We start from the raw sequence: 26,921 nt of genomic DNA, 5'->3' as shown, positions 1-26,921 counted from the left end.
GGCTCCCATGATCCAGCGGACACCTTTCGCCAACGCGCTGACCTATGGCGTGATGATCTTCGGCTTCCTGCTGCTGATCGGCCCCTTCATCGTCATCGTGTCGGGCGCCAGCCAGACATTCCAGCAGGTCAACGCCATACCCTTCAGCTTCGTGCCGCAGGACCGCCTCTTCGAGAACATGAGCGCCGCCTGGTCGCGCGCCAACCTCGGAACAGCGATGCTGAACAGCTTCGTCATGGCCAGCCTCGTCACGGTCGGCAAGGTGGCGCTATCGGCGCTGACGGCCTTTGCCATCGTGTTCTTCAGAACGCCGCTCAAGGGCTTCTTCTTCTGGATGGTGTTCATCACCCTGATGCTGCCGCTCGAGGTGCGCGTGGTGCCCACCTATGCGGTCGCTGCCGACCTGTTTCAGCCGGTTCGACTGCTGATTTCCGCCGTCACCGGTTTCGAAGTTTCCGTCGATTGGAACCTTCTCAATTCCTATGCCGGCCTCACGCTGCCGTTGATCGCAACCGCGACCGGAACGTTCCTCTATCGCCAATTCTACCTGACCCTGCCCGACGAGCTGGCGGAGGCCGCACGCATGGACGGGTCAGGCGCGATCCGCTTTTTCATCGACATGCTGCTGCCGCTCTCGCGCACCAACATGCTCGCACTGACGACCATCATGTTCGTCTATGGGTGGAACCAGTATCTCTGGCCCCTCCTGATGGTGACGGACCCCCAATACAAGACCACGATGATGTCGCTGGTCGCACTCCTGCCGTCCGACAACGGCACGCCGGACTGGAACGTGACGCTCGCCGGATCGCTGATCATCATGCTGCCTCCGCTCATCGTCGTTGCCGTCCTTCAGCGGTGGTTCGTTCGCGGCCTCGTGGCCACGGAAAAATGACCCCGCTTTCCCCAAACAGAACAGACAGAGAGGTCCGCGCCCATGGCTGACATCGCAATTCGCGCCGTGCGTAAATCCTACGGAAAGAACCCCACCCTGCATGGCATCGACCTCGCCTTTGCGTCGGGAGAATTCGTCGTGATCCTCGGCCCGTCCGGCTGCGGCAAATCAACGCTTTTGAGGATGATCGCGGGGCTCGAGGACATCACCGCCGGCGAAATCGCCATCAACGGCCACGTCGTAAACAGGCTCGAGCCACGTGAACGCGGTTGCGCCATGGTGTTCCAGAACTACGCCCTCTATCCGCACATGACGGTCGCGGGAAATATCGGCTATGCCCTGAAGGTGGCCGGTGTCCCGAAGGCGGAGCGTTTGCGCCGGATCGAGGAAACGGCGAAGATCGTCGGACTCTCCGATTATCTCGATCGCAAGCCGGCGGCACTTTCCGGCGGCCAGCGCCAGCGCGTCGCCATGGCGCGCGCGATCATTCGCGAACCGAACGTGTTTCTTTTCGACGAGCCGCTGTCGAACCTGGACGCCAAGCTGCGCGTCACCATGCGGGCGGAGATCCGCAAGCTGCATCAGCGTCTCCAGGCAACGTCCATCTTCGTCACCCACGATCAGGTGGAAGCGATGACGCTGGCGGACAAGCTGGTCGTGATGAACAAGGGCGTGGTCGAACAGGTCGGCCAGCCGCTCGACATCTACCACCGGCCGGCAAGCATCTTCGTCGCATCCTTCATCGGCTCGCCGGCGATGAACCTGTTCGATGCCGCTGTCGACGTTGACAACGCCTGCCTGGCGTTCGGCGGCACAAAGATGCCGATAGACAGGGCGCTTGCTGGGCGACTGGGCGCAAGGCAGATCACGGTCGGTATTCGCCCGGAACAATGTGTCGTTGCGCCTGAAGCAAAAGGCGTCTCGATCAAGGTGGATTTCGTCGAGGAGCTCGGCTCCGGCCGCGTCATCCACTCGGAACTGAATGGCCATCCCTTCGCCGCCAGTGTCGACGAGCATACGCGCGCCCGGCCGGGCGATCGGATCACCCTGGAGCTGCCTCTGGCGCATTTGCATCTCTTCGACCAGGAGACCGGCCGGCGAATCCACGTCGATCTGGAGCCCCGCGCCGTCAGTAGCGCCGCCAGCCATCCGACGCTCCAAGCAGTCTGATCACTTCAACAAATCAGGAGAAACCGTGATGAACGACATCATATCCGCCGTGGGATTCTGCAATCGAACGGGCAAGGGCGATCTTTCGAGCCTTGACGCCTCCTTGCGCGAAATTGCCGAGACCGGAGCCGACGCCTGCGAGATCGGAATCTATGGCGAAGAGATCGTCAGTGGCGGCCGCATCATCGAAGACCGTGTCCAGCGCGTCGAAGAGATGACGAAGAAGTACACCTTCAAGAAGCTATCGCTGCACGGCCAGATCGTTTCCAACTTCATGGACCGCCAGCACCACCATCTGCAAAAGAAGGTCGTGAGGGCGATGCTCGAGCTGTGCGACCGGCTTGGTGCGGGGATCCTCGTCCATCACTCCGGCGCAGCACAGCTTGCCCCCGGAGAGAATGCCGCTGATCTCGACAGGATGGAACGCGACGCACTCGCGGAGATGGCGCAGATCGCAAAAGGATACGGGGTCCGCATCGCACTCGAAAACATTTTCACGACGGAAAGCGGCCAGTATCGACAGACACCGAGCCAGGTCGCCGAAACCGTGCGAGCGATCGGCTCGAACAACGTCGTCGCGCTCATCGATTTCTCGCATGCCTATATCGAGGCCACGCATCGCGGGCTTGATTTCCGTGACGAGCTGAGGGCAATGGCGCCGGTGACGGGCCACCTCCATGTTCACGACAGTTTCGGCCTGCCCTATTCCATGAACCGCTTCTATCATCCGGCCGAAGCGACCGCGCTCGGCATCGGCGATCTGCATCTGCCGATCGGCTGGGGCGACATTGCCTGGGATGACATCTTCTCCGAACTGACCTTCCTTCCGGATACGACGCTGATCATGGAAATCGGCGCCGAGCGGTTTGCCGATCAGCAACCTGCGTGCCTGGAACGGGCAAGGGGTCTCGCCGCAGCGGTCGGACTTCGATCCGCTGCGTAATGTTTCCGGTTGCCCCGCCGCATGTGTGGGGGGCAACCGGATTGCACCCGCTCAAAGCGCACATTCCGGCCGCTCGCCTCCTCGATGATCTCTATGCGCTTATGGAACGCCTCGGCGTGCGCTCACTCGACGAGATTCGCGGGTGCGCCCGCGCAGAGGCAGCACCTGAGACTTGAGCCGCAGGATGGTTGAGCTTCGTGCACTCTGCATGAAACCGGCCTCCCACAGCGCGTTGCCGTATCACCGCAAAAATCCGACCTTCGACATCCCTGATCTCGGCGCACGTATCCCTGTTCGCGCGGTCAGTGCCGACGCCAATCCATCGGCCGCGCGTTTTTCTAATGCGGCCGAATGGCTCAGCGGGCGGCCGCGACATCACCCGACTTGTCGAGGGGATAGGCGTAGGCACCTGCCTTTGAGGTCCGAAAGCCGCCACTCGCCAATGCTTCGGCGAGCTTGACGGCCGCCACCACGCCATCGATGACGGGTACTCCAGCTTCGCGGGAGAGCCAATCGCACAGCTGCGCCATGCCGGCACAGCCAAGGACGATGGCGTCTACGCCATCCTCGCGTATCGCCGCGCGCGCTTCGCCGAGGAGTTTGGTACGCGCACTTTCCGGGTCGGCTTCCAGAGCTAGAACAGGCAGGTCGACCGAGCGCACGCGCCGGCAGCGCGCGGCAGCACCATATTGCTTGACGAGATCCTCGATCACCGGCACCGACCTCGGCAAGGTGGTGATCACCGCAAAGCGGGTTGCCACCGTCATTGCCACCTGTACCGCCGCCTGGCAGATACCGATGACCGGGCCAGTTGCCACTTCGCGCGCAGCCGCAAGGCCGGGATCATCGAAACAGGCGATCACATGTGCCGACGCACCCCGCTTCTCCGCAGCACGGATCGCCGCCAGCATCGCCGGGACGGCCATCGCCTCGTCCGCGTAGCCTTCGATCGAGACGGGCGTACCGATTGCGGTCTCCGCATCGATCACAGAGCCTTCCGATCGCACAGCTTCGGCGGCCCGTGCGATCTGATCGGTCATTGATGCGGTCGAGTTCGGATTGATGACATGTATGCGGATCATCGGGCGGCCCTCTCCGGCCTTGGGTTCACTTGCGCGAGCTCCAGAGGCAGCAGTTCCTCCGGCTTTTTAAGTTCGAATTGCCGATCTGAGGTGATGTAATTGTCGGCATGCAGCCGCGCGATCGGCTGATAGGTCTCGGGGTTCGCATAACGCCCCGCAGGATCGAGGCACCGGTCCTGGATATGCATGTGCACGACCCTGCCGATGACCAGCACGCGCTTGTGATAGTCGAGGATCTGCTCGACCCTGCATTCAAAGCTGCAGGGACTTTCGCCAATACGGGCGGCGTCGATCTGGTTGCACGGTATCGGCGTCAGGCCCGCGAAATCGAGTTCATCGACCTCCGAGGCGAAATTGACGCCACAGACGATCATCGCATCGGCGAGCGCCATGTCGACCATGTTGACGACGAACTCGCCGGTTCGGCGGATGTTCGTGACCGTGTCCTTCTCGTCGCCATTGCCACGGTTCTGGATCCCGAGCACCACCAACGGCGGTTCATGGGAGAACACGTTGAAGAAGCTCATGGGCGCTGCGTTGTTGTGTCCGGCTGGCGATCGCGTGCCAACGAGCGCGATGGGGCGCGGACCGATGAAGTTGGTCAGCAGTCGATAGCGATCCGGAGGCGGTAGCGTGGTGAAATCTATGTTCAAGTCCGGATCTCCTGCTTGCCTGTTGATAAATTCAGCAAAGAACCCCGACGCCCGGCACGACGACAATCGGGGCGGCAGCGCTCACGCCCGCCGTTGACTACATTGGGGAATGGCGTCGGTGAACGGCAAAGGGCGGCCAAAAGCACTGATCGCTCGAGCGCGCAGACACGGCCGACACCGACATACATCCTTCGGTGGGAACTATAGATTCTCAGGAAAGCATCGCCGGCCCGCCGGTCGGCAACGGGTACGATGCGCATGCTGCCCTCCCCGACAGTGCCAATCCCGAAGATCAAGCTATATTGCATCCATTATAACGTCAATATCGTACACCTTAATTGCATACAATAATGAGAAATATTAGAGAGATGGACCCTTCTCCAGCAAGGCAAGTAACTCGCCGCGGAAAGCTGGCAGGCATATATGGAAAAGAAATCATGATCTTGCGGAGATCAAGTGGCAGATGAAGCGCGTAGAGGCGGAACCACGCCACTCCCGCGCGCGGCAGATGTGGACGAGCTTTCCTTGATTGTGCGCTCGGATCAATTGCATACAAAACGCGCGAGTACGCATTCCCGAACGTGAGCTTCCCATAGGTCAAGCCGAGTGCCAGAAGGCGCCCGCGGCTTAAAGACCCTCTTCCTTGGCGTAGGCAGCAAGGAGATCCGGCAAGCCGTCCTCAACGTTGCTTTTCAGCAAGGCTCGGGCCGTGATGGCGCCGATGTGATGGCCCATTAGCTCGCATGCCCTTTCGCGATCGTCCCGCGCAAGGGCCGCGATCAGGGCGCGGTGCTCGGATACGGCGCAATCGGAAGAATGGGGGCGCCCATAGAGCGACAGGATCATCGACGAGCGCGAAACGAGTTCCGTAACATACCGCAATAGGATCGTGTTCTCAGTCAGTCTTGCAAGCAGGACGTGAAACTCACCGGCGAGTTGAATCGAGGTCGATGGATTGCTGACCCTTGCCTTGTCCTCGGCATCGACATGCGCTTCAAGCTCCTTGATCTTCTGCGCAGTCAGCTTGCCGATCAGGCTATCGACCACCAATGTCTCCAGGGCTTGCCGCACGGCAAAGATATCGTGTCCATCCTCGAGGCTGGGATGGCTGACACAGGCACCCTTGTTCGGGCGCAATTCGATCAGTCCCTCGCCGTTCAGCCGGGCCAGCGCCTGGCGCACGATCGTGCGGCTAACACCGAGCCGCTCGCCGATCGAATCCTCCGGCAGCTTGGTTCCCGCAGCGAAGGCCTGGTCTAGGATCGCGCGCTTCAGGATACGATAGACCACGTCCGACTTTGGAACCGAGGATTTTGCATTGCTGGCGCTGGGTTTGGGCGTCATCATGAAGAACCTGAAAAGTGGCGGGGCGTGCGGTCGAAAGAGTCTGCCGAGAGATGGACCGCAAACAACTATCATCCCCCAATCGGAACGGCAAAGGCGCGGCCGACCCCTTCGGCCGACCGTTCCTGCGATTGTCTGTCGACGTCTACAAAGCGTCACTCGATGGCCGGCAGGTCACCTGCCAGTTCGCCGCCGTCCACGACGACGCGGCCGCGCCGGATAACGGTGCGCTTGCGCGGGGTTAGCGCGACCGCTTCCGCCAACGTGCGCGCCGGCACCAGCACCAGATCGCCGAAACAACCTTCGGAGAGACCATAATCGCCGAGCCCGATGCCTTCTGCACCACCGAACGTGCAGACGCGGGCCGCATATTCGAGATCGACATCATTGGCCATGCCGTTGCGCTGCGCCAGATACTTCGCCCGCTCCAGCATGTCGCCATTTCCATAAGGCTCCCAGGTGCCTTGAATACCGTCGGAACCGGAGGCGACGGTGAGACCGCTCGCGCGCATCAATCTTAATGGCAATGCGGGCGCCGATGGACTTCCCACAGTCATAACCGCGATACGCTCGGCTGCCAGCCGTTCGATCAGCCCAGCCTGTCGTGAGGCATCGAGCATCCCCAGGCAGTAGGCATGGCTTACCATGACCCGCCCCTGTAGAGACAAGGCGCGTGTGCGTTCGATGATGAGTTCAAGGCAAAATGCACCGAGGTCGCCCGGTTCGTGCAGATGGATGTCGATCGGTTTTGCGTGACGATCCGCAAGGGCGAAGATCGCATCGAGGTGACGCACCGGATCGCGCTCGATGGAAGCAGGGTCGATACCGCCGACGATGTCGGCGCCGGCGCTGAGAGCCGCGTCCATCAACTCGAGCGTGCCCGCGCGCGGCAGCATACCACTCTGCGGGAAAGCCACGATCTGCACATCGACCAGATCACGCATTGCCTCGCGCGTTTCGAGGACACCTTCGATATTGGCAATGCCGATCTCGGTATCGACGTCGACGTGGCTGCGAATGCTCAAAACGCCGTAGGCAAGCGTCTGCATGATCTGACGGGCCGACTGCCGGCGCGCATTGATGCCAAGTTCGCGCTTGGCGTTGCGGTCGGCCAGGATCCGGTCATTGCGGGTCGGGCCAACCCGGTTTTCGAACCAGTCCATGCCGATGAGTGTCTTGTCGAGATGGGTATGAGCCTCGACAAACCCCGGCAGGGCGACATGTCCGGCCGCATCGATCTCGACGGCGGTTCGGGCGCGATCGGCCGTAACGAACCAGCCGTCACGGATGCATAGGTCTTCGAGGGGGCCGCCGAAGGGACGGGCATTGCGGATGAGTAGGTCTGCAGTCACCTTGATATCCTCTTTTGTCCCAGTGCTTAACGACGCTCGCTCAGTCCGGCACGAGCCATCGCGAGATCAAAGGCGCGCAAGGCGCGATCCAGGATCGCGTCTTCGTCCTGACCAACAAGGCGCCTCCCGCGCATCAGCACCCGTCCACCGACGATGGTCGTATCCACGTCCGCCCCGTTGGCGAAGCGCGCGATGCGCTGCACCGGATCGTGCGGCGGCCAGAGATGGGGCTGACGCATGTTTACGAGGAGTATATCGGCGCGCTTGCCGGCCTCGAGCGAGCCGAGCTCATGCTCCATCATCAGTGCGCGCGCGCCCTCGATCGTTGCCATCTCAAGCAGCTGCAGCGGCGGCAACACGGCATCGTCCGCGAAATGGCGCGCGTGGTAACGGTGCGCCTGGAACAGGTTGCGAAACATGTCGAAGGGCCTATCGGGTGCCGCAGCATCGGTGCCGAGGGAAACCGTGACGCCGTCCGCCATCAGTTCCGGTGCCGGGCAGCGACCGTATACGGACATCAATGCACTGGGATTGTGAGCAACCTTGGCACCAGTTCGTTTCAGGACTGCGCGGTCGGCCTCGGTCAGGTCTATGCAATGGGCAAGCAGCGATCGCTCGTCAAACAGGCCGAGGCGCACGTCATTGGCGGCGATGGACCCATCGCGATGACCGTCCTGGACTAGGAGGCCTCTTCTCTCACGCACGCGATCGCGGACCTTGCATGCAATTCTGTATACCGTTTCATCGCGCAGTTCCTGCTCATCGAATACCGGCAGGGAAAAGACGACCTGTAGCCGCTCATCACGTCCCGCCCAAGCATCGACCAACTCCGTGGCCACGTCGATTTGCCGGTCCGGGTCGACGACGATGTCGCTGTGGGCCGTCGGCGTATACTGGCGATACACATGATGCTGTCCTGGGCGGTTCGGCCCCACTGCCAGAACCTCCCGCACGCCCATGGCGGCAATCGCGGCGAGGTGCGCTTCGGCCGCCTCCGGGGCCTCGCTGCGCATGATATCCGGGCCGCCGCCAAACAGTAGCGCCGCGGTCGTCGTGCCGCATTTGATCCTCTCGGCGGCCGACAGTGCCGCTTCCGCGGCCCAGAATTCGGGATCTGTCGCAGTCGCGTAGATCCGCCCCGTCACGGACATCCAGTCCTCGGCTTCACTGCCCAGCCCCTTGGTCAGCATATGTCCGGCATGAGCGTGCGTGTCGATCAATCCGGGCATGGCCACCATGCCGGCGGCGTCGATGCGCTCGGCGTGTGTTTCTCGAGCAAGGCTTCCGTTACCGATGGCGGCGATGCGCCCATTTTCGACCAGGACATGGCCGCAATCGAGCACCCGCCGCCCCGGATCCATCGTGATGATCGTGGCATTTTCAATCAGTAGTGCATTCGTCATGGACGGCTCCCTCTCCGGCTGCCGGGTTTGGCGTTCTTTTTTGACAAAGCGCTGCCAAATCGACTTTCGCCATCTTGATATTGTTTGCATCAGATGTACACTATTTTTGGGAACATTCGTATCCAATAGCAAAGACAATATGTATACGTTAAACGGGAGAAACCAGTGAAAACCTCTATAAAGACCCTTCTGGCGGGACTCGCCCTTCTGGCGCCGCTGTCTGCGCCCGCATTTGCCGAAACGCTGCGGTGGGCCTCATCCGGCGATGTCATTTCCTACGACCCGAACGCTCAGGTCGACAGTTTCACCCAGAGCGTTCACCACATGGTTTTCGATCCTCTGGTGCGCCGCAACAAGGATCTGAAGCTGGAGCCGGCGCTTGCCACGTCCTGGGAAGTCGTCGAGCCCACGCGCTGGCGCTTCAAGCTGCGCCAGGGCGTGAAGTTTCATGAGGGCCAGCCCTTCAACGCCGACGACGTGGTGGCAACGATCCAGCGCCAGATCGATCCCGGCGCGCGCAACCGCGAAAACCTCTCCACGGTTGTCGGTGTCGAGAAGGTGGACGAGTATACCGTCGACCTTATCCTGCGCGCACCTTACCCGCTGCTCCTCAACGATCTTGCCGCCATCTACATCATGAGCAAGCCCTGGATGGAAGAGCACGACGCACTGAAGCCGGGCAATGCTTCGACCGGCGTCGTCACCTATGCCAGCAACCATGCCAACGGCACGGGTGCCTTCAAGCTGAAGGCCTACGAGCCGGACTCACGCTCGGTATTCGAAGTGAACAAGGAGTGGTGGGACAAGCCGCAGCATAATCTGGACGAGGTAGAATTCCGCCCGATCGCCTCCGACGCGACGCGCGTCGCAGCCCTGCTGTCGGGTGAAGTCGACATGATTGCACCGGTTCCACTGCAGGACGTCGAACGCATTGCGGCCACCGAGGGTCTGAAGGTCGTCGAAAACCCGTCGCTGCGCACCATCTTCTTCGTCTTCAGCTACCGGCCGGAACTGCATGCAACACCGGGCCAGCCCAATCCGCTGCGCGATGTGCGCGTTCGCCAGGCACTTTGGCACGCGATCGACACCAACACGATCCAGAAGCGCCTGATGCGCGGCAAGTCCCGTACGGCCGGCATGCTCGTCGCACCGGCGGTGACCGGCTACGATGAAGACATTGATGTGCCGCTGCCCTACGACGTCGCCAAGGCCAAGGCGCTGCTGGCCGAAGCCGGCTATCCGGATGGCTTCAAGACAGGGCTCGCCTGCCCCAACGACCGCTATATCGCTGACGAACAGATCTGCCTTGCCGTTGCCTCCATGTGGGCGCAGATCGGCGTCCAGGCCAATGTAAGCGTCGAGAGCAAGACGACCTATTTCCCACGGACAGACAAGGGCGAGTTCGACGTCTATCTTCTCGGTTGGGCCTCGTTGCCGCCGATGGACGGCTTCAGCCCGCTGCAGGCGCTGCTCGCCACCAATGACGGCACCTTCGGCGGGAGCAACGCCGATGGGCTCTCCAATCCCGAGATCGACAAGCTCGCCTATGCTGCGTCGACGGAACTCGACGAAACCAAGCGCGTCGAGGATCTGAAGCAGGCGTTCCGCATCACCCATGACCAGGTCCTCTACCTGCCGCTGCATCAGCAGCCGGTCGCATGGGCGATGAGCAGCAAGGTCGACATGCCGCAGTTCCCGGACGAATATGTCCGTCCGTGGTTCGCGCAGATCAAGAAGTAATCGGGATTTTCCCAAGGCGCAGTCCTGGCAGGAGAAATCAAGCCGGGACTGGACCGCAAACCGGGTCAACCCCTCCAGGACCGGCGACGGAACGGAGGATGCGGGAGCGCATAAACCCGGTGGCCGCCCTTTGGGCAACATCGCTCCCCGTAAGGACTATCCGATGATCAGACTTCTTTCAGTCAGGCTGATTCAGGCCATCCTCGTGATGGTCGCGGTGACGGCCATTGCCTTCGTCATGTTCCGCTTCGTCGGCGATCCGGTCGCCTCCATGGTGCGCGAGGGGGCGACCCAGGCCGAAAAGGACGCAGTGCGCGTCGCACTCGGCCTCGACAAGCCGGTCCTGGCTCAGTTCGTCAAATTTGTGGGTCAGGTTCTGACCGGCGACCTCGGCACAAGCTATCGCTACCAGCAGCCCGTGACGACCCTGTTGCTCAGCCGCCTTCCCGCAACGCTGGAGCTGGTGATCGTTGCCACCGTGCTGGCATTGTCGCTCGGCATACCGCTCGGGGTGCTCTGCGCGCTGAAGCCGCATGCCTTTTTCTCGCGGCTGACCCAGTCAGCGACACTTGTCGGCATTTCCATGCCCACCTTCGTCACAGGCCTGCTGCTGATCCTGGTTTTCGCAGTAAACCTGCGATGGTTGCCGTCCTCCGGACGCGGAGATCTCGTCGATATCGGGTTCTGGCAGACCGGCTTTCTCTCGCTCTCAGGCCTGAAGTCGCTGATCCTGCCCTCGATCACGCTGGCATTGTTCCAGCTCACGCTGATCATGCGGCTGGTGCGCTCGGAAATGATCGACGTCTTGTCGTCGGACTACATCCGCTTCGCCTTCGCGCGCGGCCTGCCGCGGACTTACATCTATGGTCGGCTCGCGCTGCGCAACGCATTGATGCCGGTCGTCACCGTCACAGGCCTGCAGATCGGGCAACTCATCGCATTCGCGATCGTCACCGAGACGGTGTTCCAATGGCCGGGCATGGGCCTGCTATTCACGAACGCCGTCGGCTATCCCGACGTGCCGGTGCTGGCCGCCTACCTTCTCTTCGTGGGCTTCCTGTTCGTCATGATCAACATGATCGTCGACATTCTCTACACCTTCATCGATCCGCGCCTGAGGACACGATAATGGCTACGCAATCCCTGATGCGCCGACTTCCGCCGGTTTCCGTCGTCATCGCCAGCCTGGTGCTCGTCATCATGCTGGTCCTCGTCATCTTCGCCCCGATGATCGCGCCGATGGACCCGCGCGACGTCGCCTCCTATTCGCTGATGGACATGGAAATTCCGCCAGCCTTCATGGAGGGCGGCGATTCCCGCTTCCTGCTCGGCACCGACAACCAGGGCCGCGACCTTGTCTCGGTCATCCTGTTCGGCTTGAGGATCTCCGTCGTCATCGGCCTCGGCGCAGTGGTCTTTGCAGCCGTGCTCGGCGTCGTGCTCGGCCTGGTTGCCGGCTTCTTCGGCGGCGTGGTCGATGGCATCGTGATGCGCATCGCCGATATCTTTGTCAGCTTCCCCACCATTCTCGTCGCACTGCTCATCAGCGGCATTGCCCGCGCGCAGCTCAGCGCCGAGACGATGCTCGCCTGGGCGCCGCTGGTGCTGATCTTCTCCATCGCCATCAACGAATGGGTGCAATACGCGCGAACCGTACGCGCCTCGACCATGGTGGAGATCGCGCGAGACTATGTGCGCGCCGCCAAGGTCATCGGCCTGCCATCCACCCGCATCATGGGCCGCCACATCCTGCCGAACATCATGAGTTCGGTAATGGTCATCGCCACGATCAACCTCGCCGGCGCGATCCTGACGGAGGCGACGCTCTCCTTCCTCGGCGCCGGCATGCCGCCGACCTATCCTTCGCTCGGCACACTGATCCGCATCGGCAACCAGTTCCTGTTCTCCGGCCTCTGGTGGATCGCAGTGATGCCGGCGACAGTGCTGGTCATCCTCGTGCTGGCCGTCAACGTGATTGGCGACTATCTGCGCGACCATTTCAACCCGAAACTGATGGCCCGATGAGATGACCGAAACAACGCGCCCCGTTCTCGATATTCGCAACCTCCGCGTCGAGTATCCTCTGGCCAACGGCGACACGCTTGTGGCCGTCAAGGACATCGATCTTTCGATCCGGCCGGGAGAAATCCACGCTCTCGTCGGCGAATCCGGCGCCGGCAAAACCACCGTCGGTAACGCGCTGATGGGTCTCTTGCAGGCCCCCGGCAAGATCGCCGCCGGCTCGATCGTCATCGCCGGTAAGGAGATCAACCTGCGCACCGGCCGTACCGAAGGCATCGTGCCCGGGCGTGACGTCGGTGCGATCTTCCAGGATCCGATGACGAGCCTCAACCCGCTCTTCACGGTGGAAAGCCAGCTGTGCGAAGGCATGCTCACGCATCTGAAGCTCTCCTCAAGGGAGGCGAAGGCCCGCGCGCTGGAGTTGATGAAGGCCGTCGGCATCCCGGAGCCCGAGCGTCGGCTTGGCAGCTACCCGCACCAGCTTTCCGGCGGACAGCGCCAGCGGGTGGTCATCGCCACAGCACTCGCCTGCAATCCGCAGCTTATCGTGGCCGACGAGCCGACGACAGCACTCGACGTCTCGGTGCAGGCGCAGATCCTCAAGCTCATCCGGGATCTTGCCGACCAGCGGGGCGTCGGCGTGCTGCTTGTCACCCACAATATGGGCGTCGTCGCCGAGATCGCCGACCGCGTCACCATCATGCAGAACGGTGCGATCGTGGAAAGCGGCCCGACGCGCGACGTGTTGACAGCACCCAAAGCGCCCTATGCCCGCACACTGATCGCGGCCGTGCCGCCCATCGATACGCGGCTCGAGCGTCTGCCCGTGCCGAGCGAAGAAACGAAGGTAACGCTTGACGCGCGCGCCACGGTGCGCCGCAAGAGTGCGAAGAGCGAGACCGGCAGTCGCGACGAGGTGGTGCTCTCCGTGCGCGACCTTGCCGTGGAATACGGCGGCCGCGGATTGCTTCGCAAGACATCGGTCTTCAAGGCCGTCAAGGGCGTGTCCTTCGATGTCCGGCGCGGCGAGATTTTCGGCCTCGTCGGCGAATCCGGCTGCGGCAAGACCACCGTTGCCAACACCATCGCTGGTCTTGTCACCCAGAGCGCAGGCTCCATCGATTTCGAGGGCACGGCGCTTGGCGGCCGACGTGAAAAATCGATCCGCCAGTCCCTGCAGATGGTGTTCCAGGACCCCTATTCGGCGCTCAATCCGCGCCTGAGGATCAACGCCGCCATTGCGGAACCGATCCTGTTCTACAAGCTGGCCTCGAATGCGGATGAAGCCAGGCAGGACGCAAAGACATTGCTCGAAGCGGTCGGCCTTCCCGCCGATGCCGGCGCACGCTTCGCGCACGCCTTCTCCGGCGGCCAGCGCCAGCGCATCGCCATTGCCCGCGCTCTGGGTCCGCGCCCGTCGCTGCTCATTTGCGACGAGCCGACCTCAGCGCTGGACGTCTCGGTGCAGGCACAGCTCCTCAACCTCCTGAAGGATCTGCGTGATCTCGCCGGGCTCTCCATGCTGTTCATCAGCCACGACCTCGCGGTGATCCGCCAGATGTGCGACCGGGTCGCCGTGATGAAGGCTGGAGAGATCGTCGAGCTCGCCGATACCGAAACCCTCTTCACCGCGCCGAAACACGAATATACCCGCGAGCTTCTCCGCCTTGCCCCCTCGGTCGAGCGCATCATGGGGCGGGAACTGGCTTCGGCGTAAGCGTGGATGACAAGGCCTTTGCCGCCTTTCCGCGCCGGCCAAACCCCAACGGCATTGGGAACCTGTCGCCGACATCCTTTTTAGCCCGCCGCTACCCCGGCTTCGCTGGTGACCTTGGGGGGCCTCCCATCGCGAATGACTGACGCGCCCCCGCGCAAGTGCCCTTCGGGCCACAAACAAAAAGAAGACGTAAAGGAAATACCCGATCATGCCCAAATCAACCCAGCCCACGACGGGCCGCCAATGGATGCTGCTCATTCTCGTCGTGCTGGTCGCCGTCAATCTGCGGCCATTTCTTACCGCTCCCGGGCCTGTGCTGTCCGAGATCGTCGCCGATACCGGCATGGGATATGGCAGCCTGGCCCTGCTGACATTGTTGCCGATGATGCTGATGGGTGTGGGTGCCTTCGTATCCCCGTCGCTGCAGGCCTTGATCGGCACGCGGCGCGGCATTCTCATCGCTCTCGTTGTGCTGGCTGCCGGTTCCCTGCTTCGGCTCGTCGCGCCGGGCGGCATAGCGTTGGTGATGACGGCCGCCCTTTGCGGCGCAGGCGTCGCCTTTATCCAGGCGGCTTTCCCGGGGATCATCAAGGCGGAGTTTCCGCGCAGCATACCCGTGGTCACCGGCCTCTATTCCGCCATCCTGATGGGCGGCGGGGCTTTGGGCGCGCGGCTGACGCCATTCCTCGTCAGTGCCGGCTACGGCTGGCGCCCGGCTCTTGCCTGGCTCGCGGCACCGGCGCTTGTTGCTCTCAGTGCCGCGTGGCTGATCCTGTCGGATTCGCGCAGCGATCGCCCGGACAAGGCGCTCACCGGCCGGCTGCTCCGCCGGCCCCGGACCTGGACGCTCATTCTCGCCTTCGGCCTGGTCAACGCCGGCTACTCTTCGGCCGTCGCCTGGCTCGCCTCCTATTACCAGTCTCTCGGCTGGAGCAACGGAGATAGCGGCAATCTCGTAGCGCTGATGGCCATCTGTCAGGCGGCTGCCGCCCTCGCCCTTCCGGTCTTGGCCCGCCGTAGCATCGATCGCCGTGCGTTCCTGCGCTTGACGCTGGCGATGCAGGCGATCGGTTTCGCCGGTCTTGCGTTCCTGCCCCAAGCGGCGCCCGCGATCTGGGTTGGCCTGTGCGGTGCCGGCCTCGGCAGCAGCTTCTCGCTGGCAATCGTTACGGCCCTCGATCATCTGCCGCGGCCGGAAGAAGCCGGTGTGCTGGTAGCATTGATGCAGGGCGGCGGCTTCCTGATCGCGTCACTCGGCCCCTTCGCCACGGCATTTCTGCACGACATCAGCGGCAGCTTCGCCCCTGGGTGGACGCTGCATCTCGTCTGCGTCGTCGGCGTTTTCTTCCTCTATACGCGCTTCAACCCGTCACGCTACGCACAAGCCATGCATTCACCGATCTGAGCGAAATATTGCTCTCTCGATGGGTTTCGACCCTTGGCCCTCCTCGTGTGGACTGACCGGCATCTTGCGAACGAACTCGGCCAGAACACGAGAGGGGTCACCTGGCAACAAGCCTTTTCGTTTTGCGCCCACCGTTGTTGCCGAGGGTCGATGCCAATTCACTAGACATCTCGCCGTTTTGTATGCAATTCGAGGAGACAATTGCTACGGCTTGGAGTGACCAGTATGGCAAAGAAAGAGAGCGAAGGCGGCGGCGGCCGCGCTCAGGCCGTTCATCGCGTCCTGAAACGCGCAATCCTTGATCAGGCGCTGTCTCCAGGATCGAAGCTGCCGGAAGATTCGATCGGCGAAAGGTTGGGTGTCAGCCGGACCCTGGTGCGCGAGGCGCTGGTTCGCCTCAGCGAGGAAGGGCTAGTGGAGTTGCGGCCGAACAGGGGCGCCGTGGTCGCGCGACCAACCCTTGAGGAAGGGCGCAATCTGTTCCTGACCCGAATGGCGCTGGAACGGCTGGTGGTCGAGACGCTTTCTGGAAAATTGACGAACGAGCAAATCGGCATTCTCTCGTCTCATATCGCTGCCGAGGAAGCGGCAAAGAAGGAGCGCGCTCCGTCGATCCGTCTGGCGGGCGAATTCCATACGCTGCTGGCACAGATGACGAACAACGCCAGCCTCATCCGCTACGTGAACGAACTGGTCGCCCGCAGTTCCCTTATCCTTGCGCTCTATGGCCGACCGCATTCTTCGGAATGCGCCGTATCGGAGCACCAGGAGCTTCTGGACAAATTGATCGCCGGCAAAACCGACGAGGCGGCAGCCCTCATGGCGCATCACCTCGATTCGGTGACGACCCGGGCTTTGCTTCCGACCGACGGAGACAGAAACATCAAGGAAGTGCTGTCCGCCTACGCTGTCGCGGAAGGCCTTGCCTAGGCGAAACGCGGCACTCCCGGAAGGTAACCGGGAGCCTAGTGCGACAGTCGGGGCGGGAGCCATTTCATGGACACCCGCGCTACCAACCTTGTAACACTTCGACGTTCGGCACGAGGCAGACTGCCGGCTCGTGATGACGAACGTCGGTGCAGTTCAAGCTCTATCAGGCTTCGCCGACCCCACCCGACACGAGACGCCCCTTGTGGAAGGTCGCAGTCCTGGCGGGCATCCGGGCCACCGCCTCTGCCGAGCAGCTCGCTCCGACGAGCGTGAACGAGGCCTCATCGCCGGCATTTGGCCAAGCGCGTTTGCCCTTGTCGTCGAGGGGCAGAATGCCACCGGTGGCGATAGACATGGACCGGGACAGACGGAATTCGTCCGAACCACGATAAAGCTGCGCGTAGAGATATGCCTTTTCCAGCATGTCTCCGCTGCCGAATGGCGACCAGTGGTCGATGACGCTGTCGGTTCCGGTCATGACGAAGACCCCCTTCTGGGCGAGCTGCGGCAAGGGCATCATCAGTCCACCGATCGGCACCGTCGAGGCAATCGAGATCTTCTGTTCCGCCAGGCGCGACGCCGTCTCCTCCAGCACCTCCGGAGCAAGTGTCGTCAGTGCGAAGGCGTGGCTGATCGTGACTTTGCCGCGCAGAGCGGGATTCTTCTCCACCGTATCGATCATGTAGTTGACCGCCGCCACGCCGGCGGGGCTCGTTTCATGCAGATGAATGTCCACACCCTTGCCGGTATCCAGCGCGATCTGGAACATGGCGTCGAGTGACTTTTCCATGGCGCCGTCGACATTCGTCGGATCCAGGCCGCCGACATACTGAACGCCCATCTGCATGGCTTCACGCATCAGGCCATCAACCTTGGAGTGAAGCAGGCCGTGCTGGGGGAAGGCGACGATTTCGCACACGAAATCATCACGATGGTTTTCCAACGCCTGCTGCAGGTGCTCCAGGCTTTTGAGACCGCTGACCGGGTCGATGTTGCAATGGCTGCGTGCGACCGTGCTTCCCTTGGACTGCAGCAGCGCGATCAGGCCCTCGGCGCGCTCGCGCGAGGTCGGCAGCAACTGAGGAAGCAGCTTCTCCTCGAGCGCGATCATATCCATGATGGTTTTGCCCTGACGCGGGCGCGGCGCCTGCCATGGGCCACCATAAAACGTCTTATCGAGATGGATGTGCATATCGCGCATCGACGGCAGCAACAGTTGGCCGTGCGCCTGATAGCGCAGCACACCTTCGGGCAGGTTCGCATTTTCCGCGTGCAAGGCGACGATCGCGCCGTCCTTGATCTCCAACGCGTAGAGCGCAGTCCGTGTGGCGACGACGACATCGCCGTCATACTCGAACCCCTCCTCCAATCGCACGCCGGTCAGGATGTAGTGGCGATCCGCGAGCGTCTTGGTGTTCGTCTCGCCAGCGCTCTCACCCGCGCTGGCCGATGCCTCGCGAACCGCTCCGCCAGACAACCCGGCGACAGCGCACGCCGTGGTCAGCGCCCCGCTCCGGCTGAGAAAGGTTCTGCGGCTTTGCCGTAGCATCTGTTCCAACATTGTTGCGTTGCCTCATCATGGATTGGGTTAGGGCCGCCAATCTACCGAACGGCGCCACCGCATGGCAGCGACATTTACCAATGCTGGCTATTCGATTTGCCAATGCAAGCGGGCGACCACGCAGCGATCGTGAATAACAAAGGGGTGGACGCCTCCCCTCTGTCGCTACCTCCGCAGGTCACAGTACTCGATGAGGCGTTCCGCCAGCGCCAGTGCTGCGGGGCTAGCATCGTCGCGGTAAAACAGCGCCAGTTCAAAGTCATCGACGGATGGCAGACGCTCGGCAGCGCCCAGCACGCGGTGGGAAGGCAGACGGCAGCTCGCAGGCAAGAGACTGACACCAAGCCCGGCAGCCGAGGCGGCGGCAAGCGCTGCGAGACTGGCGCTGCTGTAGCTGATACGCCAGCGGATGCCGAGAGTATCGAGCGCCTGACATAATTCGTCGCGGTAGAGGCCGTTCAGCGGGAACACAGCCAAAGGCACCGGCACCTGTTCGATCGCCGGGCGCACGAGGCTGTCCAGCCACAGCAACGGTTCCGGCCTTGCCGCGCGCGGCTGTTGCTTGCGGCGCTGCTTGACGAGAATAAGGTCGAGCTCCCCGTCCCGATAGGCGAATTGCAGATCGGCGCTGAGACCGCTCGTCACGTCCAGCCGCAGGTGCGGATGCTGGCTATTGAAAGCCGCCAGCAGATCGGCCGTCGGCACCATGAAATCCTCGGGCATTCCCAAGCGCAGCACGCCGTCGCGCCATGGGCCCGCCAAGGCGTCATGCGCCTCTTCGTTCAGCGCGATGATGCGACGCGCATAGCTCAGCAACTTGACCCCTTCCTCCGTCAGTTGCACCTGATGTGACGAGCGTTCGAAAAGCGCCTTCCCGAGCATTTCCTCCAGTCGGCGAATTTGCTGGCTGACTGTCGATTGGGAAAGGTTCACCCGCTCGGCTGCGCGGGTGAAGCTGTTGCTTTCGCAAATGGCCACAAAGCTCAGCAACAGCTGGGGATTGAACATGGGATAGCGGTTCATTCGTCCCCCAAAATGTGCTGGAGCCGATTGCGGCGAGGATGACGGCGGATCGCCGCACCATGCGATCACCAGGCGGTCCAGATCACGCGTCAAACCAAGATTGAATGCGTTGCATTTATTATCTTGTATACAATCTGCATGCAAAGGGAAAAGTACAGGCTTCGCTGCGGAACGATGGCCAGCCTCCATCCGAACCTACCCTAGAAGCCCTGGAGCGCGCCAGGTATGCGCCCGACGAGTTCATGAAGGATCGTCGCGTTTGGAACGGAAAATCGGTTCCTGCATCTCGCACCCCGGTCCATTCGCTAACGCAATGGTTTCCATCGGTTTTCTTAATTTCCGAACAGCCGAATACATCCCTATAGGCGAGGCCATGTCGCGCGCTCCGGTCGCGAATTGCCCAATGCGGCAGCGGCGAACATCGCATTGGCACCCCAGACGCAGCAACGAGCAGCTGCCTCTCGAAAGGCGGCGAGCCCGAGGGCGAACAGCCGCCTGGAAAGGTGCAATGTGATGACGCAAGAACTGGACAGCGCAGCCCGTTCCGACACGATCCCAGGCGAGCGCGCCTCCACATGCGCGCTTCGCGTCGGTTTCCTGGCCAGGATCGCGTCATCTCTTCTCCTTTATCCAGGGTATCGAAGGCTCTGGATATCCAACCTTTTCTTTTTCGGGGGCCTCTGGACGCAGACGCTCGTGCTCGGCTGGCTGGTGTTTGAGACCACCCGCTCGGAGTTTTCCGTCGCCCTCTTCACCGCGGCAAGGCTGGGACCGATGATGCTTGGTCCCCTCGCGGGCGTGATCTCGGACCGCTTCGACCGGCCCCGGCTGCTTTTGGCTGCGTCCGGCTGGGCCTTTGCCGTCCTCAGCGTGATTGCGCTTCTCGTAGCACTGGACAAAATATCCTTCTGGGGCCTGGTCTTTGGGGGCTTCTGCATTGGCCTGGCGCAATCCCCATCCCAGCCGGCACGTTTCGCGCTGGTCGCCGATCTCGTCGATCGCGAGAAGCTCAGCAACGCGAATGCTCTGAACTCGCTTGTCCTGAGCTTGACGCAGATGATCGGGCCGGCGCTCGGAGGAACGATGATCCTAGCATTCGGCGCTGCATCGGCGCTCGCCATCTCCGCCTGCTGGTATCTCATTTCGTTCGTTGCGCTCTGGCCGATGAGGAACCTGAAGAGCAGCCGGCAACCAGATCGAGAAGAAAGCTTCGCGAGCCTTGTCGCGGCAGGCTTTCGCACCATCTCCGGGAACGTCCTCCTCCGGTCTGTCCTGGCCGTCACGTTCCTGGCCAATATTCTGTTGTGGCCGATCTACCAGGGCTTCATGCCGGTAATCGCCAAGGAACATCTGGGCCTGACGCCTCAGGGGCTCGGCCTGTTACTAACATGCGCCGGTACCGGCAGCCTGGCTGGGGCTCTTGTCATCGCCAGTCTCGGAGACTTCCGCTACAAGGGCGGCCTTTTCCTGATTGGCACGGCGATCTGGGGAGCCCTATGGGCGACCTTCGCCTTGTCGTCCTCGGTGCCCCTATCGTTTGTTCTCATGGGGCTCATCGGACTGTCGGCGTCACCGTTCGGCATCCTGCAGACCACGCTCATGCTCATGATGACCGAACCGCACGTGCAGGGACGCGTGATGGGCATCCAGGAATTGACCATCGGCGTGATGCCGGTTTCGAGCCTGCTGCTCGGCTCGGCGGCAGAAATCATCGGCATTGCCAATGTGGCGCTGATCAGCGGGACGCTGTTGGCCATTTCACTTGCGATCTTGGCTCTGCGTGTTCCGGAACTGCTACGCTACAGCGGCCACAATAACTGAGCGCGCCAATAGAAGCCTACCCTCGCGATGCAGTGTCGTTTTGCCCTCTTAACGGGATGAGCGGCTTGCAGCTTCCACAAACGCGTCAAATACGCGAGCGCCCGGATGGCTTTCGGCGTCCAGCAATTCCGGGTGCCATTGCAGCCCCATGGCAAAAGACTGCGAGCCGATCTCGATCGCTTCGACGACTCCATCGGATGCTCGGGCCGTGACGGTCACGGCGCCGGATACCTCCACAATCGCCTCTCGATGAAACGTGTTCACAGCGAATGTGTCGGCGCCGAAGATTTCAGCCATTCTGGTGCCGGCGACGACGCGAACGTCATGCGACACATTTGCCTGGTCATGATTGAGGGCTTCCGGCCACGACGAATGGACATCCGAGACCATCCGGCAGCCGTTGAGACACCCAAGCATTTGCATGCCATTGCAGATGCCAAGCACAGGTTTTTCGCGCGCGAGGAACCCTTCCATCAACGCCATATCGACGGCAAGACGATCAGATGGCGGATACTGGGATTGGTCTCCATCGACGTACCAGTCTTTCGGAAAGTTGATACGGCCACCGACGCTCAGGAACCCGTCAAACTCCTCGACGACCTGGTCAACCAGATCAGGAATGTACGGGATGCCGAAGGCAAAAGCGCCGGCGCGGCGGATCGCAGAGAAGTAATTCTTCGAGGTATCATAGCGTCCGCCACCTGAACTGGTGTTCTCATCCATGATCACGGCGATCTTCGGCATGCGGTCCATTGGTTCATCCCAGTTTCCAGAAATTCTACGTCTATTTATCCCGTCCGGATCGCGCGGGCAGTCGTTTTCATATCGACACCACGTCTATTTTCGAACAAGACCCCCTGGCCGCTCCACCGGCTAGGCTCGAGGATCAGCGCGCGGGCGATGCCGATGCGCTGGCGCTGGCCGCCGGAGAACTCATGCGGATAGCGCCCCGCCTAATATTTCAATTACTTATGTATTCACCCCTCACGTACAGACGTCCGCGCTCCGTCGACGCCCGGTCGGTAGACGGCCGAGCTCTCGCCGAACCCATCATCGGCCGCGGCGCTGCCTCTCAGGTTTAAAGAAGCTCGGCCATCGACTGTAGGAGCCGGTCGATCTGGTGAGGCGTGTGCTCGGAAAACACCGCAAGCCGCATGGTCGAGACGTCTGACGCATCGGAATAGCCGCCGGGCTGCTGCACCCTGACGATGATGTCGCGCTCCGCAAGACGATCGCGCAATTGCTCGAGGTCGGTGACGCCCTTGATGGTGACGATCGGCACTGGCGTGTCAACGACTTCGAAACCCAGTGCCCGCAGCCCGCTGCGCATATGCTTGACGTTGCGGATGAGATTGGCACGCTTTTCCGGCGTCGTTTGCAGAACCCGCAACGATGCGGCGGCGGCGGCCGCAAGACCCGGAGGCGCCGGCGAGGCACCACGCATGATCATGGCATTGCCCGCGATCTTCGCGGCAAGACCCGCATCCCCAGGGACGATGCCGCCAAGCGCACCGAATGCCTTGCTCATCGTACCGGCAAGATAGTTGCCCTCGCCTTCGAGCCCCGCATGTTGCAGCGATCCGCGGCCGGTCTCGCCAAGGACGCCAACGCCGTGGGAATCGTCGATGCAGAGCAATGCGCCATCATAGGAGGCCATCGCTTGCCGGAAATCTGCAAGCGGCGCCAACTTGCCCGAGGACGGAAAAACGCCATCCGTCAGCACCGCCGGCCGCTCGCCCGGTTTCACATGCTGCGACAATTGCGCGGCCAGATCGTCCGGGTCGGCATGGCGAAATTCATGGATCCGCTTGCCGAGCGTCGGGATTGCGTCGCGGGTGCTGTAGTGCGTCGCCGAATCCATCAGGATCACGTCGAAATCGTCGCGCAAGCCCTGCAGCAGCACCATCGGGCTGGTGTAGCCGGAGATCATGTAGACGACCTCTTCCGTGCCGAACCAGTCACGCAGCCGCTCCTGCAGGTCGGCATAGACCTGCATATGGGCGAGCGTTCCAGGCCCCATGCCGTACTGTCTGGTCGCATCGCAGGCCGCCTCGATCACCTCCGGGTGGCCGTGCAGGCAGAAGTAGGACGTGCCGCAATAGTAGTCGACCTCGCGCCCGCCGATGAACATGCGGGCACCCAAGGGTGACTCCATCTTGATCGGAGCGGCCATGGTCCGGGTCACGCCGCTTCCGCCTGGGATGGGCTGCGCCGCTCCAGGAACATCGGCCCGACGCGGATGCCGCGCTTGCCGTTGTCGTCGACGGCGTCGAGCTCGAGGATCTCGTCTTCGTAAAGCCGTCCATGCATGCGGAAGCGGCCTTCCTCGACCGGCTCGCAAGTGTGGGTGCAGAAATATTCAATCAGGCACTTCAGCCCGCCATGGCTGTAGGTCAGGTAGGTGATGTTGAAATCCGGTCCGTATTCGCCGAGATGCGGCGCGATCCCGTCGGGAACGGTCTCATCATCAGGTGCCTCGATGCGTGTCCAACTCGCATCCTTCCAGATGAGCTTGCCGGCTTCGGGGAAGGAGAGGTTCATGTGGGCGTAGTCCGCGCCGCGGCCGTAGATACGGCCGTCGATGACGAAATCGTTGCCGGCGATCGGGCGGATCTGGTGCGGCACGCCCTCGCCCATCAGATAGATCTTGCCGTCCTTGGATTTGACCTCGACGATCTCCTGCGTGGCGTCGTCGCGATAATAGCCTGGCAGGGTCTTGAACTGCGCTTCGGAGATCTCCGGAGGACGCTGCACGCGCTCCGGCATCTTGCCCATCTTGCGCTCTGCAAGGACGATGCGCACGCCGTCCACCCCAAGCCGCGAGGCGATCTGGTTGGCGAAATCAAGGGTAGCGAAGATCAGCACCCCGACGCCGGCGGCAGGCAGAAGCATCATCTGTGAGGCGTAGCCGTAGACGGCACCACCGTGGCCGACGGAGGTCCAGCCATCGACGTCGCCGGAACCAAAGCACAGGCCATAGCCGTTGAGCGTCCTGTCGTGGCCGGCCGGACGCTTGCCGAACGGCGTCCACATCTCGCGCAGCGAGGCTGGCGAGATGATGGAATTGCCCTCTGCGTCGAAGCCGCCACGCAGCAGGCACTGCGCGTAACGCGCCATGTCACCGGTGGTGGAGAAGATGTTGCCGGCCGGAGATCCGCCGAGGCTGAAGACCGGGGCCGGAGTGTCGCCGTCGAGCGTCCACATGTCGGCAGGCGCGAGCCGCTCGCGAATGCCGGGCGCCATGCCGCAGGAGGAGTTGTCCATGCCGAGCGGCTTCAGGATATTGGCGGCGACATAGTCGGAATAGCTCTGGCCGGTCACCGTCTCGATCACCCGGCCGACGACCGCGATGCCGGCATTGGAATAGTGCATCACCCCAAGGCTCGGATCTTGCTTCAGGATCGAGCTCGCGAGCTCGTTAACGGTATCTTCGAGCGGCGGCCGGGTGGCGTCGAGATAGTGGCCGCTCTTCGGCTCGCGCACGAGACCGGCCGTATGGGTCATCAGCTTGCGCAGGCTGATGACCGAACCGTGTGGCCCGCCTTCAGCGCCGGCGAACGGATTTATCGGCTTGAACCCCGGCAGATAGGTCGAGACGTCGACATCGATATCGACCAGGCCCTTTTCAACCAACTGCATGATTGCCAGCGAGGTGAAGGTCTTGGTGATCGAGCCGATGCGGAAGCAGGTGTCCTTGCCCATGTCGAAATGGCGGTCATGGCGCTGGACATGGCCCTCGGCGAGCACGCCATCTCGATCAACGAGGGCGTAGGAGATCGACGGGATCGCCTTGTCCTCGACCTCGTATCGGATCAGATCCTCGAAAAGCTCGATGGCAGCAGCAGACAGAGAGGACATGGAAAATGCTCCTTTGATCTTAAAGAGATTGGGGGACCTTAAAGGCATTGGGTCTCAATGGGCGTGACGGGGGTCGAGCATGTCGCGCAGCGCATCGCCGACCAGGTTCCACGACAGCACGAAAAGGAAGACGGCAGCGCCGGGGAAGGCCAGCGTGTACCAGAACTGGAAGGGGTTGCCGGGTTGGCCGACGATCCAGTTGCGCGAATAGGCGATGAACTGCCCCCAGTCGGCGTAGCCTTCTTCGGTACCGACACCGAGGAAGCTGAGCGCCGAGGCCGACAGCACCATGGAGCCGGTCGCCATCGTCGCCAGAACCAGCACCGGGAACATGGCATTCGGCAGGATATGCAGCACGATCAGCCTGAGGTCGCTGGCGCCGTAGCTCCTCGCCGCGTGGATGTAATCCATCTCACGGATCCTCAGGATCTCGCTTCTGACGATACGGGCATAACTCATCCAGCCGAATGTCGTCAGCGCGATCGTGATCGGCACGATGCCCTTGCCGAGCAGCGCCGTCAGCACCATCGCCGCGATCAGGAAGGGCACTGCCATGAACACGTCGACGATGCGCATCAGCACTTCCTCGACGACCCCGCCGTAATAGGCGGCGACTGCACCGACGACCGTGCCGATCAGCACCGAGATCGCGACGACCCCGAGCCCGATCTTGAATGCCGTGCGCGTGCCCCAGACGACACCGTAGAAGATGTCGTACTGGCCCTGCGTGGTGCCGAAAACGGCCTCCGGCGACGGTGGCTGCGGCGTTGCCAGGAAGCCGGCGCGCGGCGTGTCGTAGGGGGAAAGCTGGAAGCTTTGCGGCGGCGCCAGGACCGGCGCGAAAACGGCGATCAGCACGAAGGCGGTGAGGATCACGACGCCGAACAGGGACACCGGATTTCGTGCGAGGTAACGAAGAAACTTCATTGCGTCTTCACCCTCGGATCGAGCAACGGATAGATGAGGTCGACGATCAGGTTCATCAGCACCAGGACAACCGCAAAATAGAGGCCGAAGCCGAGAACGGCAGGAAAATCGAGATTGGCGGCGGTCTTGGCGGCGAACTGGCCGAGTCCGGCATAATCGAAGATGGTCTCGGTGATGACGACGCCACCCATCATTACGGCCAGTTCCATGCCGGCGATGGTCGCAAGCGGCAGAAGTGCGTTGCGCCTGGCGTGATGCAATTCGACGACGCGGCGCGGCAGACCCTTGGCACGGGCGGTGCGCACATAATCCTGTCGCAGCGTTTCCAGCATCGAGGTGCGCATCACCCGCGTCATGCTGGCGACGTTGACATAGGTCAGCGTGATGACGGGTGCTGCGAGGTGGCGAAGCGCATCGGCGAAGATCGCCAGACTGCCGTTCAGCAATGCGTCGACGGTGTTGGCGCCGGTGTAGCGGACGAAGTCGCTGGAGCTGACCACGGTCTGGGCCCATTGGCTGAGCCGGCCGGGTGGGAACCAGTCAAGCGCCGAATAGAAGATCAACAGCATCAACAGGCCGAAGACGTAAACCGGGAAAGACCAGCCGAGAATCGTGAAGATGCGGATGACGTGGTCCGGCCAGCGGTTGAGATAGATGCCGGCGCGCGAACCGAGGCAGACGGCGAGCAGCAGGCAGGGAACGAAGGCGAGCACCACCAGTTCCAGTGTTGCCGGAAACAGCGACATCAGCGCCGTCGACACCGGCTGACGGGCGGTTTCCGACCAGCCGAGATTGCCGCTGAGCACACCGCCGATCCAGCGGCCATACTGGATGTAGGTGGGATCATTGAGCCCATACTGCTCGATCATCCTGCGGATGCTCTCCTGACCACCCTTGAGATAATCGGGCGACGGCGCATAGGCCGCCAGTCTCTGGGTCGGCGAAAGCGACATCTGCAGCGCGAAGATCATCAACGACAGTGCGAAGAGGACGATCGGCAGCATCATCAGTCGTCTGAGTGCATAGTTCAGCACGGTTCATACGTTCCGATTTCAGGGAGAATGAAACAGGTGCG

Annotated in this window: 22 protein-coding genes; 10 read left to right on the top strand and 12 right to left on the bottom strand. The window is 62.0% G+C overall.

Going from position 1 to position 26,921, the window contains the following annotated elements; all coding sequences use genetic code 11:
• Positions 1-7 precede the first annotated feature (7 nt).
• From ACTJKE_RS26635 to ACTJKE_RS26625, 3 genes are read left to right on the top strand one after another with little or no spacing between them, the layout of a single operon-like run.
• Positions 8-895: an ABC transporter permease subunit gene (locus tag ACTJKE_RS26635; RefSeq protein ID WP_058327181.1), complete on the top strand. Its 888-nt coding sequence runs from the start codon at positions 8-10 to the stop codon at positions 893-895.
• 42 nt (positions 896-937) lie between these two features.
• Positions 938-2,065, top strand: coding sequence for a sn-glycerol-3-phosphate import ATP-binding protein UgpC (locus ACTJKE_RS26630; protein WP_058327182.1), 1,128 nt, complete (start codon positions 938-940; stop codon positions 2,063-2,065).
• 28 nt (positions 2,066-2,093) lie between these two features.
• The gene (locus ACTJKE_RS26625) at positions 2,094-3,008 is read left to right on the top strand and encodes a sugar phosphate isomerase/epimerase family protein (RefSeq protein ID WP_058327183.1); all 915 of its coding nucleotides are present in this window, start codon (positions 2,094-2,096) and stop codon (positions 3,006-3,008) included.
• A 356-nt stretch (positions 3,009-3,364) separates the two neighbouring features.
• On the opposite strand, the gene ACTJKE_RS26620 is transcribed toward ACTJKE_RS26625, so the two are convergent.
• The 5 genes from ACTJKE_RS26620 to ACTJKE_RS26600 all read right to left on the bottom strand — a co-directional run bounded on the left by ACTJKE_RS26620 (position 3,365) and on the right by ACTJKE_RS26600 (position 8,932).
• A complete protein-coding gene (locus tag ACTJKE_RS26620; RefSeq protein ID WP_058327235.1) occupies positions 3,365-4,087 on the bottom strand; it encodes an aspartate/glutamate racemase family protein in 723 nt (240 codons plus the stop codon).
• On the bottom strand, positions 4,087-4,743 hold the full coding sequence (locus ACTJKE_RS26615) for a flavin reductase family protein (protein ID WP_058321904.1): 657 nt from the start codon (positions 4,741-4,743) through the stop codon (positions 4,087-4,089). Before ACTJKE_RS26615 ends, ACTJKE_RS26620 begins: the two co-directional genes overlap by 1 nt.
• Positions 4,744-5,370: 627 nt before the next feature.
• Positions 5,371-6,087, bottom strand: coding sequence for a GntR family transcriptional regulator (locus tag ACTJKE_RS26610; RefSeq protein ID WP_058327236.1), 717 nt, complete (start codon positions 6,085-6,087; stop codon positions 5,371-5,373).
• Between the two features lie 155 nt (positions 6,088-6,242).
• Positions 6,243-7,439 carry an amidohydrolase gene (locus ACTJKE_RS26605; protein WP_058327184.1) on the bottom strand — a complete coding sequence of 399 codons (1,197 nt, stop codon included), beginning with the start codon at positions 7,437-7,439 and terminating at the stop codon, positions 6,243-6,245.
• A 26-nt stretch (positions 7,440-7,465) separates the two neighbouring features.
• A complete protein-coding gene (locus ACTJKE_RS26600; protein ID WP_440638446.1) occupies positions 7,466-8,932 on the bottom strand; it encodes an amidohydrolase family protein in 1,467 nt (488 codons plus the stop codon).
• Between the two features lie 75 nt (positions 8,933-9,007).
• Here ACTJKE_RS26600 and ACTJKE_RS26595 point away from each other — a divergent pair, with 75 nt between their 5' ends.
• The 6 genes from ACTJKE_RS26595 to ACTJKE_RS26570 all read left to right on the top strand — a co-directional run bounded on the left by ACTJKE_RS26595 (position 9,008) and on the right by ACTJKE_RS26570 (position 16,656).
• Complete coding sequence (locus ACTJKE_RS26595; RefSeq protein WP_058327186.1) at positions 9,008-10,582, top strand: ABC transporter substrate-binding protein; 1,575 nt, start codon at positions 9,008-9,010, stop codon at positions 10,580-10,582.
• 163 nt (positions 10,583-10,745) lie between these two features.
• Positions 10,746-11,711, top strand: coding sequence for an ABC transporter permease (locus ACTJKE_RS26590; RefSeq protein WP_058327237.1), 966 nt, complete (start codon positions 10,746-10,748; stop codon positions 11,709-11,711).
• The gene (locus tag ACTJKE_RS26585) at positions 11,711-12,607 is read left to right on the top strand and encodes an ABC transporter permease (RefSeq protein ID WP_058327187.1); all 897 of its coding nucleotides are present in this window, start codon (positions 11,711-11,713) and stop codon (positions 12,605-12,607) included. Before ACTJKE_RS26590 ends, ACTJKE_RS26585 begins: the two co-directional genes overlap by 1 nt.
• A 1-nt stretch (position 12,608) precedes the next feature.
• Complete coding sequence (locus tag ACTJKE_RS26580) at positions 12,609-14,321, top strand: dipeptide ABC transporter ATP-binding protein (protein ID WP_440638449.1); 1,713 nt, start codon at positions 12,609-12,611, stop codon at positions 14,319-14,321.
• Positions 14,322-14,529: 208 nt separating this feature from the next.
• The gene (locus tag ACTJKE_RS26575) at positions 14,530-15,726 is read left to right on the top strand and encodes a cyanate transporter (RefSeq protein ID WP_058327189.1); all 1,197 of its coding nucleotides are present in this window, start codon (positions 14,530-14,532) and stop codon (positions 15,724-15,726) included.
• A 225-nt stretch (positions 15,727-15,951) separates the two neighbouring features.
• Complete coding sequence (locus tag ACTJKE_RS26570; protein ID WP_058327190.1) at positions 15,952-16,656, top strand: GntR family transcriptional regulator; 705 nt, start codon at positions 15,952-15,954, stop codon at positions 16,654-16,656.
• Positions 16,657-16,819: 163 nt separating this feature from the next.
• Here ACTJKE_RS26570 and ACTJKE_RS26565 read toward each other — a convergent pair whose 3' ends face one another.
• Both ACTJKE_RS26565 and ACTJKE_RS26560 read right to left on the bottom strand, forming a co-directional pair.
• Positions 16,820-18,217: an amidohydrolase family protein gene (locus ACTJKE_RS26565; protein ID WP_440638452.1), complete on the bottom strand. Its 1,398-nt coding sequence runs from the start codon at positions 18,215-18,217 to the stop codon at positions 16,820-16,822.
• Between the two features lie 165 nt (positions 18,218-18,382).
• Complete coding sequence (locus tag ACTJKE_RS26560) at positions 18,383-19,240, bottom strand: LysR family transcriptional regulator (RefSeq protein ID WP_440638454.1); 858 nt, start codon at positions 19,238-19,240, stop codon at positions 18,383-18,385.
• A gap of 513 nt (positions 19,241-19,753) precedes the next feature.
• On the opposite strand from ACTJKE_RS26560, the gene ACTJKE_RS26555 reads away from it, so the two are divergent.
• A complete protein-coding gene (locus tag ACTJKE_RS26555; RefSeq protein ID WP_113133037.1) occupies positions 19,754-21,061 on the top strand; it encodes an MFS transporter in 1,308 nt (435 codons plus the stop codon).
• A 48-nt stretch (positions 21,062-21,109) separates the two neighbouring features.
• Here ACTJKE_RS26555 and ACTJKE_RS26550 read toward each other — a convergent pair whose 3' ends face one another.
• From ACTJKE_RS26550 to ACTJKE_RS26530, 5 genes are all read right to left on the bottom strand, one after another.
• The gene (locus tag ACTJKE_RS26550; protein ID WP_113133036.1) at positions 21,110-21,814 is read right to left on the bottom strand and encodes a gamma-glutamyl-gamma-aminobutyrate hydrolase family protein; all 705 of its coding nucleotides are present in this window, start codon (positions 21,812-21,814) and stop codon (positions 21,110-21,112) included.
• Positions 21,815-22,139: 325 nt separating this feature from the next.
• Complete coding sequence (locus ACTJKE_RS26545; RefSeq protein WP_309140471.1) at positions 22,140-23,246, bottom strand: aminotransferase class I/II-fold pyridoxal phosphate-dependent enzyme; 1,107 nt, start codon at positions 23,244-23,246, stop codon at positions 22,140-22,142.
• A complete protein-coding gene (locus tag ACTJKE_RS26540; RefSeq protein WP_440638457.1) occupies positions 23,243-24,919 on the bottom strand; it encodes a serine hydrolase domain-containing protein in 1,677 nt (558 codons plus the stop codon). Before ACTJKE_RS26540 ends, ACTJKE_RS26545 begins: the two co-directional genes overlap by 4 nt.
• A gap of 54 nt (positions 24,920-24,973) precedes the next feature.
• Entirely contained in the window at positions 24,974-25,846 is an 873-nt protein-coding gene (locus ACTJKE_RS26535; protein WP_058327195.1) for an ABC transporter permease, read from the bottom strand.
• Entirely contained in the window at positions 25,843-26,880 is a 1,038-nt protein-coding gene (locus ACTJKE_RS26530) for an ABC transporter permease (protein ID WP_440692950.1), read from the bottom strand. Before ACTJKE_RS26530 ends, ACTJKE_RS26535 begins: the two co-directional genes overlap by 4 nt.
• Positions 26,881-26,921 lie beyond the last annotated feature (41 nt).

The sequence above is a fragment of the Ensifer sp. 22521 genome (assembly GCF_052044795.1).
Lineage (GTDB): Bacteria > Pseudomonadota > Alphaproteobacteria > Rhizobiales > Rhizobiaceae > Ensifer.
This window is presented reverse-complemented; position numbering and strand designations above follow the sequence as displayed.

What these genes read in the sequence shown, in the direction of transcription:
- ACTJKE_RS26635 (WP_058327181.1), top strand. Translation starts at nt 8, where the DNA reads ATGATCCAGCGGACACCTTTCGCCAACGCGCTGACCTATGGCGTGATG.
- ACTJKE_RS26630 (WP_058327182.1), top strand. Translation starts at nt 938, where the DNA reads ATGGCTGACATCGCAATTCGCGCCGTGCGTAAATCCTACGGAAAGAAC.
- ACTJKE_RS26625 (WP_058327183.1), top strand. Translation starts at nt 2,094, where the DNA reads ATGAACGACATCATATCCGCCGTGGGATTCTGCAATCGAACGGGCAAG.
- ACTJKE_RS26610 (WP_058327236.1), bottom strand. Translation starts at nt 6,087, where the DNA reads ATGACGCCCAAACCCAGCGCCAGCAATGCAAAATCCTCGGTTCCAAAG.
- ACTJKE_RS26600 (WP_440638446.1), bottom strand. Translation starts at nt 8,932, where the DNA reads ATGCAAACAATATCAAGATGGCGAAAGTCGATTTGGCAGCGCTTTGTC.
- ACTJKE_RS26590 (WP_058327237.1), top strand. Translation starts at nt 10,746, where the DNA reads ATGATCAGACTTCTTTCAGTCAGGCTGATTCAGGCCATCCTCGTGATG.
- ACTJKE_RS26585 (WP_058327187.1), top strand. Translation starts at nt 11,711, where the DNA reads ATGGCTACGCAATCCCTGATGCGCCGACTTCCGCCGGTTTCCGTCGTC.
- ACTJKE_RS26580 (WP_440638449.1), top strand. Translation starts at nt 12,609, where the DNA reads ATGACCGAAACAACGCGCCCCGTTCTCGATATTCGCAACCTCCGCGTC.
- ACTJKE_RS26575 (WP_058327189.1), top strand. Translation starts at nt 14,530, where the DNA reads ATGCCCAAATCAACCCAGCCCACGACGGGCCGCCAATGGATGCTGCTC.
- ACTJKE_RS26570 (WP_058327190.1), top strand. Translation starts at nt 15,952, where the DNA reads ATGGCAAAGAAAGAGAGCGAAGGCGGCGGCGGCCGCGCTCAGGCCGTT.
- ACTJKE_RS26565 (WP_440638452.1), bottom strand. Translation starts at nt 18,217, where the DNA reads ATGTTGGAACAGATGCTACGGCAAAGCCGCAGAACCTTTCTCAGCCGG.
- ACTJKE_RS26560 (WP_440638454.1), bottom strand. Translation starts at nt 19,240, where the DNA reads ATGAACCGCTATCCCATGTTCAATCCCCAGCTGTTGCTGAGCTTTGTG.
- ACTJKE_RS26555 (WP_113133037.1), top strand. Translation starts at nt 19,754, where the DNA reads ATGACGCAAGAACTGGACAGCGCAGCCCGTTCCGACACGATCCCAGGC.
- ACTJKE_RS26550 (WP_113133036.1), bottom strand. Translation starts at nt 21,814, where the DNA reads ATGGACCGCATGCCGAAGATCGCCGTGATCATGGATGAGAACACCAGT.
- ACTJKE_RS26540 (WP_440638457.1), bottom strand. Translation starts at nt 24,919, where the DNA reads ATGTCCTCTCTGTCTGCTGCTGCCATCGAGCTTTTCGAGGATCTGATC.
- ACTJKE_RS26535 (WP_058327195.1), bottom strand. Translation starts at nt 25,846, where the DNA reads ATGAAGTTTCTTCGTTACCTCGCACGAAATCCGGTGTCCCTGTTCGGC.